This window comes from Amycolatopsis coloradensis, from assembly GCF_037997115.1.
Classification (GTDB): domain Bacteria; phylum Actinomycetota; class Actinomycetes; order Mycobacteriales; family Pseudonocardiaceae; genus Amycolatopsis; species Amycolatopsis coloradensis_A.
Map to the genome: position 1 here is coordinate 616,952 of NZ_CP150484.1, position 15,239 is coordinate 632,190.

The window sequence follows — 15,239 nt, forward strand, 5'->3', positions numbered from 1 at the left end:
GGCGCCCCGGCAACGCGTTTTCGGGCGGCCTGGCGGCCGCGAAAGAGGGCGCGCGCGGTGAAGTCCCCGATCGTGCGCTGCGCGCACTCACAGAGACGGCGGGAGCGATGAGCCGCGCGCTGCTCTCGCTCGGCTCCAACCTGGGTGACCGGCTCGCGTTCCTTCAGTCCGCCGTCGACGCGGTCCGGCCCGCGGTCGTCGCGGTGTCGTCGGTCTACGAGACCAAGGCATGGGGTGTCGAGGATCAGCCGGACTTCCTCAACGCCGTCGTCCTGGTCGACGACCCGGCGCGGGATCACTGGGACTGGCTGCGCATCGGGCAGGCCGCCGAGCAGGCGGCGGAACGCGTGCGCGAACTTCGCTGGGGTCCGCGCACGCTGGATGTCGACATAGTGACCGTGGACGAGGTTCGCTCCGACGACCCTCGGTTGCTGCTTCCCCATCCCGGCACGCCGGAGCGCGCGAGCGTGCTGATCCCCTGGCTGGAGATCGAGCCCGGCGCGGTGCTCCCCGGCCACGGTCCCGTCGCCGATCTCCTCGCCGCCCGCCCCGCTTCGGACCGCGACTCGGTCCGGCTGACCCCCTTGACCCTGGCCTGACCCTCGCCTCCCGCGTTTCGTCCTCTGAATGCGGTAGTTGGCAGTGCGAACCACCGCGTTCAGAGGACGAAACGCGCTTCGAGCGGGAGGGTGTGGATATAGGGACGTGAAGTGTCCCTATGTCCACACACCCCTCGCGTGCGGTCACCTGGCGGTGATGATCGGGCCTGCCGTGCGGGACCGGGTGGATTTCGGTGCGTGGGACGACCAGAAATCCACACGGTCGCCGCCCGCCCCCGCATTTCGTCCTCTTCTTGCGGTAGTTCGCGGCACGAACCACCGCCAGGAGAGGACTGATCGCGCTACTCCAGCGCGGAGCGCAGGGCGGCGATGATCCACTCGGCCTGCGCCATCTGCGAGGGGAACGACGGCCAGCCGTTCATCTTCCCCAGCAGCAGCCAGTACCGCTCGGCGCGCGGGTCGGAGCTGATCGCCATCCCGTCGGTCAGCCGCTTCCGCCAGGCGGGGTCGGCCGGGTCCTGGCCGTTCCGCGAAGACTGCGTGAAGATCGTCTCCGCCAGCTCCCGGCCCTCGGCCGAGTCGGGCGCGAGGCCGGCTTCGAGCGCTTCGGTCGCCTTCGCGCTCCACGCCATCCACAGCTCCTGCTGCTTCGCGCCGAAGTCCGCTCCGTCCTGCTTCCGGAGCTGCGAGTGCCACTCGCTCATCCGCCGGATGGACGCTCGGAACTCCTCGTGCTGCACGAGTTCGGCGAACTCGATCCAGGCCTCCAGCTGCTCGGGCGTCGGGTCGTCGGGCAGTTCCGGTTTCGCCGAGCGCATCCGCTCGTAGAACTCCGGATCCAGGTCCAGCCCTTCGACCATGTCCGCCCAGAACTCGTCGAGCAAACGTTTGCGGTCTTCGTCCGACATCGACGCGAGTTTGTTCATCAGTTCGACCTCCTCCAGTGGTGAGTCCCGTTTGGCCACCGCTCGCAGGACCGCCCGGCGCAGCTTCAGCCGCCGGATCTGCTCGTCCAGGGCGGCGACGTGCTGGACCGCGAGGTCCCCGATGGTCGCTTCCCTGGTCAGCGCCCGCTCCACGTCGGCGAGGCCGAGCCCGAGCTCCCGCAGCGTCCGGACCAGCTCGAGGCGCGCCATCGCGGTGGCGTCGTAGAGCCGGTAGCCGGAGCTGGTGCGGTCGGTCGGGGGCAGGAGCCCCTCGTCGGAGTAGAAGCGGATGGTCTTCACCGGCAGGCCGGTCCGTTTGGCCAGCTCCCCGATGGTGAAAACCGCTGCGGTGCCCATATGCTTCATCGTCGACTCTCCAGTTGGTGGAGAGTCAAGCCTGCCAGGTAGCGTTGGACCATGCACTTCACCCGGCCACGTGAGCTGGCGGTGGCCGGCCTCCTGGGTCTGCTCCTGGCCTATCTGGTCTTCCAGGTCGCCTACGGATCCATCCCCGCGCTTCCGCTCTTCGCCGGAGTCACGCTGCTCGTCCTCGCGCTCTGCGAGTTCGTGCTCGCCTTCATCATCCGGTCGCGGATCAAGGAGGGCCGCGTGCTCGCCGCGATCTCCGTAGCCCGATCGGTGGCCCTCGCCAAGGCCTCTTCGCTCGCCGGATCCGCCATGACGGGCGTCTGGCTCGCGGCTTTCGCGTATCTTTTTCCGCGACGTGACGAACTCCTCGCGGCGAGCGGTGATCTCCGCTCGGCGACGGTCGGGATCGTCAGCTCGGCGGCGCTGGTAGCTGCGGCTTTATGGCTCGAACACTGCTGCCGGACCCCCGAGGGCGGTGATCGGGACAGCGATCCCGAGCCGACCGGTTAACGCTCGGGAGCCGCCGCTCGAAGTACCGACTAGGTCTCGTTCGGATTACTAGAAGGTACGGTGTTGGGCATGACCGGGGTGGGTGACGACTCGCGCGGCCGCCTTGCGGGTAGGCCGTGGCTTGTCGTCGGCTTGGTTCTCGCCGTCGGCGCGACTCTCGCATTGGTGCTTTCCGACGACCTCCGCTACTTGCGTCTGGGGATCGTCGCGGCGCTGTGGGCCGCCTTGATCGGTGCGTTCCTGGCGGTCCGCTACCGCAAGCACGTGTCACAGAGCGAGGACGCCGTCGCCGAGGCGCAGGCCGTCTACGAGCTGGAGCTGGAACGCGAGATCGCCGCCCGCCGCGAGTTCGAGCTCGAAATCGAGGCGGAGACCAGGCAGGCCGCCGAGAGCCGCTCCCAGGAAGAGCTCGAAGCGCTCAGAGCCGAGGTGAGCGCTCTGCGTGAAAGCCTCCAGTCGCTCTTCGGCGGCGAGGTCCTCCTCGAACGCGTCGCGCTCACCGCGCAAGCCACCCGGATGCGGTCTCTCGACAACAAGCAGCTGATGAGCGCCGGGTCCGAGAACGGCAACGGAAAACCCCAGCTCATGGCGGCCAAAAGCACCACGATCGACGTCGACGAGCGTGAGCGTGAGCGCGACCGCCCGACCGAGATGATCGACCGCGTCCTCGAGCCCGCCTCCGCGCGGGCCGGGACACCGCCCGCCGCTCGCCGCAAACCGGCGAACGGCCAGGTCAACGGCACCAACGGCTACGGCCAGAGCAATCAGGTCCAGCGGCCGAAGCCGGTCGACGAGTCGACTCGCCGCAGTATGCGCAAGGCGGACGCCCGCGCCTCGAAGGCGGCCGAAGCACTCGCCGCCGAAGCCGCCCGTCGCGAGCGGCTCGAGATGTCGAACCCCGGGATGTCGCCCGCCGAGGTCTCCCGGCCGATGCCGAGGGTCGACCCCCAGCGCAAGACCCCGCCGCCGGTGACCCCGGCCGAGGTGTCCCGCCCGTCCATGCCGGGTGTGTCGCGCGCGGAGGTCTCGCAGCCGTCGATGCCCACCGTCGCCCGGCAGCCCCAGCGCCCGGAACCCCAGCGCAACGAACCGCCCCGCCGCCCGCAGCAGTCTTCGCTGCAGCAGCGGCTCGACGCCGGCACCGTGCAGCGTCCTCCCGCGACGCGGCCCGAGGAGCAGACCCGCAAGCAGACGCCGCCGGTGAAGCCCCCCGCGCAGGCGAAGCCGGTCAAGAAGGTCGAGCCGGATCGTCCCCGCCCGAACCGCGAGCTCGGCCTGACCCGCCCCGGTATGAAGCCGGTCGAGCGGTCCAGTCCGGCCGGCGGCACGCCGCCGCCCGCGAACAAGCCCGCCGCGCCGGAGCCGATGGAGGCCACCGGCGAGTGGAAGCCGTCGTGGACGCAGGAGCGCCCGGTCTCCGACCTGAGCGCGGCGTTCCCCAGGAAGGACGACTTCCAGGACCGGCCGCGTCCCACGCCGCCGCCGAAGCCCCAGCCCTCGGTCTCCTTGCCCCGGCCCGAGCCGAGGCCGGAGCCGCGTCGTGAGCCGGAGCCGCCGACGCCGCCGTCGATCCCGGCCGTGTCCGAGCCGCCTCGCCGGGCCGAGCCCGTGCGGAAGCCGGAGCCCGAACCGGTGCGCCGTCCGGCGGCCGAGGCGCCGTCGCGGCACAGCTCGCCGCCCGTCGAGGAGCCGCCCGCGGTCAACCCGACGCTGCCCGAAGAGATCCGCCTGGCGCAGAACGGCGGCGGTGGACGTCGTCGTCGCGCGGCGGAAGACTCCTCGGTTTCGCTCACCCCGGCCCCGAACGTCCCCGAGCCCACCGGTGGCGGTCGTCGACGTCGTCCGGACGGGGAGCCCCCGGCCTGGCAGAGCACCGAGTCCACAGGCGGCCGTCACGGCGGCGGGCGGGCGAAGCCGGACGACGAGGAGTCGTCCCGCAACGGGTCCTCGCACAGCCGTCCGGAGAACTCCGCCGCGGGTTCCCACGCCTCCGGCCGGTCGGTGATGGATCTGCTCGCCGCCAACGGCGCGAACGAATCCACTCCGCGGCGCAGGCGGCGCGCCGAAGACTGACCGCGTCCGACAGGTGAACCAGCGATCGGCGTCGGCAGGGCCAGGTCTTCGGCCGGACGGGTTCACACGTGTGGCCGGTACTGTGTCGAACTTCAGCTCCACGTCCCGCTCTTGTCCCGTACCGACGGTAGGGTGACCCGCTGTGAGCGAGCCTTCCTCCCCGGCGCCCGGTCCCGACCGGACCCGCCGGTCTCGGTCGATCACCGTGCTGCTGCCGGTGCTCGGGCTGATCGCCGTCGCGCTGTGCGGGCTGTTCGTCTTCGGCACGGTGACCGAAAAGGTCGGCCCGCTCGCGGTGGGGATCGGCGTGCTCGCGGCGCTGGTCCCGGTCGCCGTGGTGGTCACCGCGTTCCTGTGGGTCGACCGCTGGGAACCGGAGCCGCCGAAGCTTCTGCTGCTGGCCTTCGTCTGGGGCGCGTGTGTCGCGACGATCATCGCGCTGCTGCTCAACAGCGGTGCCGAGGCCGTCGGTGACCTGCTGCTCGGCACCGGCGTCGGCGGCAAGATCAGCGGTCTGGTCTCCGCGCCGCTGGTCGAGGAGGCCGCGAAGGCCGCTTTCATCCTGCTGTTGTGGTGGCGCCGCCCGATCGAGTTCGACGGCGTCGTGGACGGCATCGTCTACGCCGGGTTCACCGCGGCGGGCTTCGCCTTCACCGAGAACATCTATTACTTCGGCCGCGCCTTCGCCGAGCACGGCTTCGGCGACGGCACGAGCGCCGGTGTGCTCGCGGCGTTCTTCCTGCGCGGTGTGCTCTCGCCGTTCACCCATCCGCTGTTCGCCGTGATGACCGGGATCGGGCTCGGTGTCGCCGCGAGCAGCAAGGTGCGCTCGCTGCGGATCCTGGCGCCGATCGGCGGCTACATCGTCGCGGTGCTGCTGCACGCGCTGTGGAACGGTGCCGCGCTGCTCGGCGGTGCGAAGACCTTCCTGAACGTCTACTTCCTGATCATGGTGCCGCTGTTCATCGGGGTCTTCTCGGTGGTGGTCATGCAGCGACGCCGTGAGCAGCGGATCGTCGCGGCGGCGCTGCCCATGATGGTCGACGCACGCTGGATCGCCCCGTCGGAGGTCGCGCTGCTGGCCAGCCTCTCCGGACGCCGGTCGTGGCGGAAACAGGCGCGGAAGCAGTCGGGGCGGGAGGCCGCGAAGGCCGTCAGCCGCTACCAGGCCAGCGTGACCGAGCTCGCGTTCCTGCGGCGCGGACGCAAGCTCACCGAAGACGCGAAACAGCGGCAACGTGAGCTGCTCCAGGTGCTCAAGACGTCACGGGCCGAGGCCGTGCGGCTGGCCGACGGCGCGCCGCGCGGGTGACCACTGTCAGGTGAAGCTGGTCACGGGGGCCGGTTCAGAGGCGGGCCGGAGGGTTACCCTCGCGCCGTCGTCTGGTACCCGCGACCGCAGAGCGGGACTGGAACGAGTTGAGGAGTTTTCGACCATGAGCGTCCACTGGCGCACGCCATGATGAGGCCCGCTCGCCTGGCCGTCGGCGTCGTTTCCGCGGGGCGCGTCGGCAGCGTCGTCGGCGCCGCGCTCACCCGCGCCGGGCACACGGTCGTCGCCGCTTCGGGTCTTTCCAACGCCTCGGTGCGCCGGGCGGAGCAACTGCTCCCCGACGCGCCCCTCCTGTCTCCTGACGAGGTCGCCCGCCGTGCCGACCTGGTCCTGCTCGCCCTTCCGGACGACGCGCTCGCCGGGATGGTGCGCGGTTTCGTCGCCACCGGATCCCTCCGGCCAGGGCAGATCGTCGTGCACACCTCCGGCGCGCACGGTATCGACGTCCTCGCGCCCGCCGCCGAGGCCGGGGCGCTGCCGCTGGCGCTGCACCCCGTGATGACCTTCACCGGCCGCGCCGAAGACCTCGACAGGCTGGCCACCTGCAGTATCGGTGTCACGGCGACAGAAGGTGACGAAGCGGCGTGGAACGTCGGCGAGGCGCTGACCGTGGAGATGGGCGCGGAGCCCGTCCGGGTCCCTGACGAGGCGCGGGCGCTCTATCACGCGGCGTTGGCACACGGCGCGAACCACCTGATGACACTGGTCGCCGACTGCGCGGAACTGTTGCGGGAGGCGGGAATCGCCCAGCCCGAACGCCTGGTGGCTCCGTTGTTGTCGGCGGCGTTGGATAATGTTCTGCGACACGGGGACCGGGCTCTCACCGGGCCGGTGGCCCGTGGTGATCTCGGCACCGTGCGCAAGCATCTCGCGGTGCTGGCCGAACGTGGCCCCGACGTCGCCCCGAGCTACCGCGCGCTGGCCAAGCGCACGCTGGCGCGTGGCGACGCCGCCGGGCTCTTGGACGCTTCGGCCGCCGCCGAGCTCACCGAACTCCTCAGTGATCCCGCAGATCCCGCCGAAGGGCAGCAAAACCAGTGACCACACCGAAATTCGCCCGAGGCACGCTGCACACCTTCCAGCCGCCCGAGCAGGTCAGCCAGGTGACGCGTGCCCTGCACGGCGTCGGCCGCAAGGTCGCGCTCGTGCCCACGATGGGCGCACTGCACGCGGGGCACCGCGAGCTGATCCGCCGGGCGAAGCGGCTGCCGAACACGGTCGTCGCGACGTCGATCTTCGTGAACCCCCTGCAGTTCGGGGAGGGCGAGGACTTCGAGGCGTACCCGCGTCCGCTGGACAAGGACCTCGAGGTGCTGAAGGAGGACGGCGTCGAGCTGGGCTTCCTGCCCAAGGCGTCGGATCTTTATCCCGACGGGGCCACCGTCACGGTGCATCCCGGCGCGCTCGGCGACGAGCTGGAAGGCGCGGTGCGGCCGGGGCATTTCGCCGGCGTGCTGACCGTGGTGGCGAAACTGTTCAACATCGTGCGGCCGGACTACGCCTTCTTCGGGGAGAAGGACTACCAGCAGCTGGTGCTGATCAAGAAGATGGTGCGTGACCTGAACTTCGACACCCGCGTCATCGGGGTGCCGACGGTCCGGGAACGCGACGGGCTGGCGTTGTCCTCGCGCAACGTCTACCTGACTCCGGAACAGCGCGAGGACGCGATCGTGTTGTCGGCGGCACTCACCGCGGGTGCCTTCGTCGGACGCGACGGCGCGGAAGCCGTGCTGGCGACCGCCAGGCAGACCCTCGCCGCGCGGCCCGCGGTCGAGGTCGATTATCTGGAATTGAGGGGAACCGACCTCGGGCCCGCGCCCGTGGACGGTGAGGCGCGGTTGCTGATCGCGGCCAGGGTGGGGAGTACCCGGCTGATCGACAACGTCCCGGTGGTGCTCGGCGCCGCCGCGGACCATCCGGAACACGCGCTGGACGCAGGGGAATAGGGAGAGTCCACGATGTACCGCACGATGCTGAAATCGAAGATCCACCGGGCGACGGTCACTCAGGCCGACCTCCACTACGTCGGCTCGGTGACCGTCGACGAGGACCTGATGGACGCGGCGGATCTGCTGCCGGGCGAACAGGTGTCCATTGTGGACGTCACGAACGGCGCGCGGCTCGAAACGTACGTGATCGCTGGCGAACGCGGCAGCGGGGTGCTCGGCATCAACGGTGCCGCGGCGCATCTGGTGCACCCCGGCGATCTGGTGATCCTCATTTCGTACGCGCAGATGGAGAACGCCGAGGCTGCCGCGTTCCGGCCGCGGGTCGTCTTCGTCGACGCGGACAACCGGATCGTCGAGAAGGGCGCCGACCCCGGGCACGCGCCGGAGGGCTCCGGTCTGTTGAGCGGCACCGTGACACTGCCCGACGACGACACGATGACCTTCCCGGTCGCCGAAACCGCCGACGCCCGCCGTCTCGACGCGCTGCTGCACGCCGAAAGCTGAGCCCTTGCTGCTCACGGTCGACGTCGGCAACACCAACATCGTGCTCGGGCTGTACGACGGCCGAGAGCTGATCGGTGACTGGCGCATGCGCACCGACGCGCGGATGACCGCCGACGAACTCGCGTTGACCATGCGCGGCCTCCTCGGCTCACACGCGGACGCGATCACCGGGATCAGCGCGCTGTCCACGGTTCCCGCCGTGCTGCGGGAGCTGCGCGTCATGCTTTCGCGGTACTACGCCAAAGTGCCGAAGATCGTCGTCGAGCCGGGGGTGCGCACCGGCGTGCCGCTCCTGGTCGACAACCCCAAGGAGGTGGGCGCGGACAGGCTGGTGAACACCCTCGCCGCGCACCATCTGCACCCGGACACCGCTTGCGTGGTGGTGGATTTCGGGACTTCGACCAATGTGGACGCCATCTCCGCCAAGGGCGAGTTCCTCGGTGGCGCCTTCGCGCCCGGCATCGAGATCTCGGTCGACGCGCTGGCCGCGCGGGCCGCGGCGCTGCGCAAGGTGGAGCTGGTGCCGCCGCGGTCGGTGATCGGGAAGAACACCGTGGAATGCCTGCAATCCGGCATCCTCTACGGTTTCGCCGGCCAGGTCGACGGCCTGGTGAAGCGGATCAAACGCGAGCTCTCGCCCGGCGGGGCGGATCCGGTCGCGGTGATCGCGACGGGCGGCCTCGCGCCCCTGGTGCTCGGCGAGTCCGAGACGATCACCGAGCACGTCCCGGACCTGACGTTGCTGGGCCTGCGGCTGGTCTACGACCGCAACCACCGCGTTTAGTCCTCTGAACGCGGTCCTTGCGTGTGCAACTACAGCATTCAGAGGACTAAACGCGGCGGCGTGAGGCGACCATCAGCACCCGCCGCGTCATCAGGTCCTGGTTCCGCAGCGTCTGCTCGAGGCTCGCCCGCAGCCGCGCCGGATCCTGCCCCGATTCCGCGGCCAGTTCCTCCAGTCGTTCGAGCGACAGCTCCACGGTCCGCCGCTGCCACGCCCGCCAGCCGGGCGTCTCCTCGTAGGAGAGGACGTCGAATCCCGCCGCTTCCAGCAGTGGCCGGTGGTCGGCCACCTGGGGCGGCCGGTTCACCGGTTGCCCGTCGAAGTCCCAGGTCGTGACGAGCAGGCGCCCGCCAGGCACGAGGATCCGCGCGAACTCCGCGCAGGCACGCCGCTTGTCGGGCGCGAACAGCAGCGCGTCGACGCTCATCACCGCCTCGAACGACGCGTCGTCCAGTCCCGTGTCCTGGAAATCACCGACCAGGAACTCGGTCGCTTCGATGTCCATCGCCTCCGCGCGACGCCGCGCCGACGCCAGCGCCGTCTCCGCGATGTCGACACCGGTGAGCGTCGCGTAGGTCCGTGCGGCGACCCACAGCCCGGGACCGCCGCGCCCGCAGCCGATGTCGGCGAGCCGCCCGCCCGGTTCGAGTCGCGCTTCGGCCGCGATACGGCGCAGGTCCGTCCGGGTCACGAAGCTGTAGGTGTCCAGCTCGGCGGGGTACTCGTCGCCGTACACCTCGGCCCAGATCCGCGCGGACACGGCCGACGCGGGAGCGCCGAACGTCGCGGTGAACGCCGCCTTCCAGTCGGTCATCGCTTACGCGCCCGGAAGACGGTGGTGGTGATCGGCAGGTCGAACTCCCCCGAGGCGGTTTCCGGGTTCCGGTCGAGGAATTCCCGCGCCATGCGAAGTTTGGCTTCGCGTTCCTCCGCCGGGGCCACCAGCATGTGCGAATGGGTGGCGAGAGTCGCCACCAGGGTCTCCGCGGTCCTCGGCTGTTTGTGGCCGAACGTCTTCTTCTCGAACGGCTCGAAGGCCTCGTGTTCCGGCAACGATTCGTAGTCGCTCAGCCAGCGCCTGCTCATCGAGGTCTTGATCAAGGTGTTCAACTCGGCGAGCCAGCCCGCCGACTCGTCGTCGTGGTTCCACAACGCGGCCACGACACCTCCCGGTTTCAGCACCCTGGCCATCTCCGGATACGCCCGGTCGAGGTCGAACCAGTGGACGGCCTGACCGACGACCACGGTGTCCACGGAACCGTCGGGCAGCGGGATCTCCTCGGCCGTCCCGATGAGCGGGGTCACGGAGGGGAGCGCCTTCTTCAGTTCCGCGAGCATCTTCTCGTCCGGCTCCACCGCGGTGACCTCGACACCCAGCGCGAGCAGCCCTTCGCTGACCTTGCCGGTCCCGGCCGCGAGGTCCAGTACCCGTTCCGGCGCGTGCCGGGCGCCGGCGAGCCCCCAGGCCAGTGCCTTTTCCGGATAGTCGGGCCGATGCGCGGCATAGGCGGCGGCTCTCGCGCCGAACGAAGCGGCGCGGCGTGCGTGCAGTTCGGGTTCGATGCCGGGACTGGATGAGTTCACGCGCTCAAGGTTAAAGGACAGAAAACCGGCCGGTCCGGAGTCGGAAAAGGTAATCCGGTTGGCGTAGGGAAGCGGCGGGTTCGTACGCTGTGCGCCATGACTGAAATCCCCGCATCCGAGGGCGTGAGCCCCGACGAAGACCTGCCGGAACAGATGCGGGTGCGCCGGGACAAGCGCGACCGGATAATCGCGGAGGGTATCGATCCGTATCCGGTAGAGGTGCCCCGGACGCACTCGCTGGCCGAAGTGCGCGAGAAGCATTCCGGTCTTCCTGTCGACACCGCCACCGGCGAGATCGTCGGCGTCACCGGCCGGGTCATGTTCATGCGCAATACCGGCAAACTGTGTTTCGCGAGTCTTCGTGAAGGCGACGGCACCGAGTTGCAGGCGATGCTCAGCCTCGCGAAGGTGGGCGAGGACGCGCTCGCGTCGTGGAAGTCCGATGTCGATCTCGGTGATCACGTATTCGTCTCCGGCGAGGTCATCACCTCCAAGCGCGGTGAGCTTTCCGTGATGGCTGACTCCTGGCGCATCACGTCGAAAGCATTGCGCCCGTTGCCCGTGGCGCACAAAGACCTGGCCGAGGAAACGCGGATTCGGCAGCGTTATGTCGATCTGATCGTGCGTCCCAAGGCTCGGGACGTGGTGCGCACCCGCGCCGGTGTGCTGCGTTCCCTGCGTGACTCGTTTCACGGCCGGGGATTCCTCGAGGTCGAGACCCCGATGCTGCAAACGCTGCACGGCGGCGCGGCGGCCAGGCCATTCGTCACGCATTCGAATGCCTTCGACCTCGACCTCTACTTGAGGATCGCGCCGGAGCTGTACCTCAAGCGTTGTGTGGTCGGCGGTATCGAGAAGGTCTTCGAGATCAACCGGAACTTCCGGAACGAGGGCAGCGACTCCTCGCACTCGCCGGAGTTCGCCATGCTCGAGTACTACGAAGCGTATGCGACCTATGACTCCAACGCGGTGATGACGCGCCAGCTCATCCAGGAGGCGGCGCAGAACGTTCTCGGTACTCAGGTGGTCACTCTCGCCGACGGTTCGGAGTACGACCTGTCCGGCGAGTGGACCACACTCGGAATGTACGAGTCGTTGTCCGAGGCGTTGTCAGAAGAGGTCACTCCCGAGACATCGGCGGACAAGCTGCGTTCCTATGCCGAAGCGCGAGAGCTGGAGCTCGACCCAAAGTTAGGCCACGGCAAACTCGTCGAAGAACTTTGGGAACATCTCGTCGGCGATCATCTCCACGAACCTACTTTTGTCCGTGATTTTCCGGTCGAGACCTCCCCGCTGACCAGGCAACATCGCAGCAAGCCGGGGGTCGCCGAGAAGTGGGATCTGTACGTGCGCGGATTCGAACTGGCCACCGGGTACTCCGAGCTGGTCGATCCCGTCGTGGAGCGTCAGCGGCTGGTGGAACAGGCCCGGCTGGGTGCGCAGGGCGATAGTGAGGCCATGAACCTGGATGAGGATTTCCTCCGTGCGCTGGAGTACGGAATGCCGCCGAGCGGTGGTGTCGGAATGGGGATCGACCGGTTGCTGATGGCGCTGACCGGCCTTGGTATCCGGGAGACCATCCTGTTCCCGCTCGTCCGACCCGAATAACCCGTCCGCGTGACAGATACCTCGATCGTTCTCGTAAACAAGATTTGCGTTATGTCTCGGTAGCGGGTATTAATGTCGCTAGACAAAGTCTTCTGTCCGGGGCATGCCCCGTACCAGATCATTCGTGTAAGCCCCCAGCAGGAGGAAACAGATGGCACAGAAGGTGCTCGTCTCGCTCGTCGACGACCTCGACGGCACTGAGGCGGAAGAGACCGTCGAGTTCGGTTTGGACGGTGTGAGCTACCAGATCGACCTTTCCGCGGAAAACGCGGAAGAGCTTCGTGACGCGCTGGCCCAGTATGTGGAGCACGCCCGTCGTGCGGGTGGCCGTAAGCGCACCGCCATTCGTCCGGTCGCCGGCGTGAAGGCCGCCGCCCGTCCCGCCACCGTGGACCGCGAGCAGAACCAGGCCATTCGCGCCTGGGCCCGCAAGAACGGCTTCCAGGTTTCCGACCGCGGACGTATCCCGTCCGAGGTCGTGGAGGCCTACCACAAGAAGAACTGAGGTCTTTCAGACTCGCACGCCGCCGGGAATCCGTTCCCGGCGGCTTTCTTGTTCTTGTACACGGTTCAAGCGGGCGTACTCGGTGGGCGTCCATCCGGTCACGGAGCGGAAATCCCGGATGAAGTGCGCTTGGTCGCTATAGCCCAGCGTGGTCGCCAGTTCCGCGTAGTCCGGCCGTTCCTCGGCGGCGATCCGTGTCGCCGCTTCGTTCAAGCGGTATACCTGAATCGCCCATTTGGGGGCGGCGCCGACATGTTCGGCGAAGAGGCGTTGCAGGCTTCGGCGAGACAGGCCCGTCCGGCTCGACAGCTCGCCGACTCTGGTAATGGCCGGATCGGCCGCGATTGTTTCGACCGCTTCGACGGCCGTCCTGGCCGCGGCGGTGAGCACGGGATCTTTCGCGAGGAGCAGTTCCTCGCACCGGCGGACCATTTCGAAGTCGTCCGTCGCATTCCGTACCGATTCCGTCACCGGTCCGGCACCGGGGAAGAGATCGGTGAGTGGAACGGAACCGCCGGAGATCATCGAGACCGGACCGGTGAGGAATGCCCGGAAAGCCCCCGGCCGGAATCGCACGCCGATACCGTGGTCCGTGCCCGCGACGGTGTAGCGGAAAGGTCGTTTCCCCGGGCCGAACGCGCCCGCCGCGTCGCGGAAGAACGTGACGTTCACCGCGAGATTGGGCAGAACCACCTGTTCATGGGGCGGACGGCCGCTCAGGTCCCAGCGCAGCACCCAGTGGTGGTCGACGAACGGGCGCAGCTCCGGCGCGGGGCGATGCCGGACCAGGCTGAACTTCGCCTCCCGCATGGTGACGATCCCGGCCGGGATCCGGTGCCCGCTCACCGGAACAACCTAGGCCACGGCCCAACCCTGTCGCGTTTCTTCAAGACAGCGCGCCGGGTTCCGTGAACTCATGCCCTCATGTCCGAACACGCTGCCCTGATCGCTCCCGCCGCGGCGGAATTCGCCGGAATCCTGCGCCGGATCGGCGAGTCCGACCTCTCCGCGCGAACCCCGTGCGCCGAATACGACGTCCGCGCGTTGCTGAACCACCTTCTCTACTGGGGCCCCTGGCTCGAAGCCGCCGGGCGCAAGGCGCCACCGCCCGAGGTGTCCTCCGGCGAGGCCGAGGCGGATCTCGTCGGCGACGGATGGCTCGACGGCATCGAAAAGCAGACCGTGCGGCTCGTGGACGTCTTCGGGGCGCCGGAGGCATGGCGGGGGCAGACCACTTTCGGCGGCAACCCGATGCCCGCGTCGATGGCGGGGTACATGGTGCTGGACGAGTTCGTCTTCCACGGCTGGGACCTCGCCAGGGCGACCGGCGCGGAGTTCACCGTTCTCCCCGAAGTCGCCGACGCCGTGTACGCCATCGCACTGGAGATCGGTGACCAGGCGCGCGCGATGAAGGTGTACGGCGAAGAAGTGACCGTCGCGGATGACGCGACGGCGTTCGAGCGCGCCTTGGGCGCGACGGGACGTAATCCCGGCTGGACGCCTTAACGAACTCTCGGGCAGCCGCCGCATTCCGATTCCGCGGGAAGCAGATAGTTGAAGCAGCAGCTTTCGCGGGTTCTCGCCCACTCGCGGCGTCCGTCGGCTCCCGTGGTCAGCGTCAGCTTCGACGGCGATGTCAGTGGCGGGAACCGGGCTTCGAGGACCAAGGCGGCGTCCGCCACGCCGGCGCCCTCGGATTCCGGGGTCCCGCCCAGCCGTCCCGCCGACCACAGCGCGTTGTCGAGCGCGTCCGTGGCGGCCGCCCACAACTGCCGTCGCCCGAGTCTCGTCAGCGGGCCGTAGACGTCGATGAACCGGCTCGCGTGGGCGACGAACCTGCCCCGCAGCACCGTCGCCAGTGCTCGCTCGTCCGGGACCACGACGGCACTCGGATGCGCCGAGCCCGGGTCGGTCGGCAGACAGTGGAAGCCGTCACCGAGGACGGCGACGGAGTCCGGGTGGGGCCGTCCGGCCCCGATCCGGAACGCCAGCGCGGACGGCGCCAGCGACGGGACGCGGCGTCCGTGGTGGAGCAGCATCGCGCCGGCGAGGGCCGGAACGTGCAGGTACCAGGACAGGATCCAGCTCGCCGGGGTCCGTTCGGGGATCACAGGGGCGTCCCAATACGTCTCGGCCAGCCAGCAGGCGAGCCGCTCCCGCCACCGCACGAGCCGGGCCGGTTCGCCGAGCAGGTCGCCGCAGAGGACCCAGTCCGGCTCGCCCGCCGGGACGTCCGCGCGGAGCCGGGCGTCCTCGGGCATCCTGGAGAGTGAGGCCCTCAGCCCGCCTTCGGGTGACGCCAGCGTCCGCGGATGTGACACGCCACCCTCCCGTCCTTAGGTACGGCTAACCTTACATGCGATCCGTGGCTACTCCGGACGGGTGTCCATTCACCGGGCAGACCCGTGTTCGCGCTCAGCGGACAACCCTCGTCCGGCGGAATCCGCGCGCGCGTTCGTACGTTGAGCTTGACGTAAAGGTGCAGGGCAACCGGAAGATGAAAGAGCGCACGGCCGGAGAACGGCCGGGGCGCG

16 protein-coding genes are annotated in these 15,239 nt (G+C 69.0%); 11 read left to right on the plus strand and 5 right to left on the minus strand.

The features are described from left to right. Positions 1 to 107: 107 nt before the first annotated feature. Positions 108 to 599, plus strand: a complete 492-nt coding sequence (folK, locus tag LCL61_RS02755; protein WP_340685356.1) for a 2-amino-4-hydroxy-6-hydroxymethyldihydropteridine diphosphokinase — start codon at positions 108 to 110, stop codon at positions 597 to 599. Positions 600 to 901: 302 nt separating this feature from the next. Here the strand turns inward: folK and LCL61_RS02760 are convergent, their stop codons facing one another. Next, positions 902 to 1,843 carry a MerR family transcriptional regulator gene (locus LCL61_RS02760; RefSeq protein ID WP_340685357.1) on the minus strand — a complete coding sequence of 314 codons (942 nt, stop codon included), beginning with the start codon at positions 1,841 to 1,843 and terminating at the stop codon, positions 902 to 904. Positions 1,844 to 1,903: 60 nt separating this feature from the next. Here LCL61_RS02760 and LCL61_RS02765 point away from each other — a divergent pair, with 60 nt between their 5' ends. From LCL61_RS02765 to LCL61_RS02795, 7 genes are all read left to right on the plus strand, one after another. Continuing rightward, positions 1,904 to 2,365, plus strand: a complete 462-nt coding sequence (locus tag LCL61_RS02765) for a DUF3180 domain-containing protein (protein WP_340685358.1) — start codon at positions 1,904 to 1,906, stop codon at positions 2,363 to 2,365. Between the two features lie 69 nt (positions 2,366 to 2,434). Continuing rightward, positions 2,435 to 4,438: a DUF6779 domain-containing protein gene (locus tag LCL61_RS02770; RefSeq protein ID WP_340685359.1), complete on the plus strand. Its 2,004-nt coding sequence runs from the start codon at positions 2,435 to 2,437 to the stop codon at positions 4,436 to 4,438. 142 nt (positions 4,439 to 4,580) lie between these two features. Continuing rightward, on the plus strand, positions 4,581 to 5,750 hold the full coding sequence (locus LCL61_RS02775; protein ID WP_340685360.1) for a PrsW family intramembrane metalloprotease: 1,170 nt from the start codon (positions 4,581 to 4,583) through the stop codon (positions 5,748 to 5,750). Positions 5,751 to 5,897: 147 nt separating this feature from the next. Continuing rightward, positions 5,898 to 6,812 (plus strand): Rossmann-like and DUF2520 domain-containing protein, encoded by a 915-nt coding sequence (locus tag LCL61_RS02780; RefSeq protein ID WP_340685361.1) that lies wholly within the window; start codon positions 5,898 to 5,900, stop codon positions 6,810 to 6,812. Then, positions 6,809 to 7,717, plus strand: a complete 909-nt coding sequence (gene panC, locus LCL61_RS02785) for a pantoate--beta-alanine ligase (protein ID WP_125683504.1) — start codon at positions 6,809 to 6,811, stop codon at positions 7,715 to 7,717. The genes LCL61_RS02780 and panC overlap by 4 nt, the downstream gene beginning before the upstream one ends. 12 nt (positions 7,718 to 7,729) lie before the next feature. After that, positions 7,730 to 8,224, plus strand: coding sequence for an aspartate 1-decarboxylase (panD, locus tag LCL61_RS02790; RefSeq protein ID WP_340685362.1), 495 nt, complete (start codon positions 7,730 to 7,732; stop codon positions 8,222 to 8,224). Positions 8,225 to 8,228: 4 nt separating this feature from the next. Next, a complete protein-coding gene (locus LCL61_RS02795; protein WP_340685363.1) occupies positions 8,229 to 9,008 on the plus strand; it encodes a type III pantothenate kinase in 780 nt (259 codons plus the stop codon). A 46-nt stretch (positions 9,009 to 9,054) separates the two neighbouring features. On the opposite strand, the gene LCL61_RS02800 is transcribed toward LCL61_RS02795, so the two are convergent. Further along, positions 9,055 to 9,822: a class I SAM-dependent methyltransferase gene (locus tag LCL61_RS02800; protein WP_340685364.1), complete on the minus strand. Its 768-nt coding sequence runs from the start codon at positions 9,820 to 9,822 to the stop codon at positions 9,055 to 9,057. Beyond that, entirely contained in the window at positions 9,819 to 10,592 is a 774-nt protein-coding gene (locus tag LCL61_RS02805) for a class I SAM-dependent methyltransferase (RefSeq protein WP_340685365.1), read from the minus strand. Before LCL61_RS02805 ends, LCL61_RS02800 begins: the two co-directional genes overlap by 4 nt. 96 nt (positions 10,593 to 10,688) lie before the next feature. Between LCL61_RS02805 and lysS the strand changes: the two genes are divergently transcribed. Both lysS and LCL61_RS02815 read left to right on the plus strand, forming a co-directional pair. Next, positions 10,689 to 12,200 carry a lysine--tRNA ligase gene (gene lysS / locus LCL61_RS02810; RefSeq protein WP_340685366.1) on the plus strand — a complete coding sequence of 504 codons (1,512 nt, stop codon included), beginning with the start codon at positions 10,689 to 10,691 and terminating at the stop codon, positions 12,198 to 12,200. Positions 12,201 to 12,351: 151 nt separating this feature from the next. Continuing rightward, on the plus strand, positions 12,352 to 12,705 hold the full coding sequence (locus LCL61_RS02815; protein WP_005165380.1) for a histone-like nucleoid-structuring protein Lsr2: 354 nt from the start codon (positions 12,352 to 12,354) through the stop codon (positions 12,703 to 12,705). Positions 12,706 to 12,711: 6 nt separating this feature from the next. Here LCL61_RS02815 and LCL61_RS02820 read toward each other — a convergent pair whose 3' ends face one another. Continuing rightward, positions 12,712 to 13,551 (minus strand): AraC family transcriptional regulator, encoded by an 840-nt coding sequence (locus LCL61_RS02820; protein ID WP_340685367.1) that lies wholly within the window; start codon positions 13,549 to 13,551, stop codon positions 12,712 to 12,714. A gap of 78 nt (positions 13,552 to 13,629) precedes the next feature. Between LCL61_RS02820 and LCL61_RS02825 the strand changes: the two genes are divergently transcribed. Continuing rightward, positions 13,630 to 14,211, plus strand: coding sequence for a TIGR03086 family metal-binding protein (locus LCL61_RS02825; RefSeq protein ID WP_340685368.1), 582 nt, complete (start codon positions 13,630 to 13,632; stop codon positions 14,209 to 14,211). Here the strand turns inward: LCL61_RS02825 and LCL61_RS02830 are convergent. After that, positions 14,208 to 15,026: a (2Fe-2S)-binding protein gene (locus LCL61_RS02830; protein ID WP_340685369.1), complete on the minus strand. Its 819-nt coding sequence runs from the start codon at positions 15,024 to 15,026 to the stop codon at positions 14,208 to 14,210. The genes LCL61_RS02825 and LCL61_RS02830 overlap by 4 nt on opposite strands. Positions 15,027 to 15,239 lie beyond the last annotated feature (213 nt).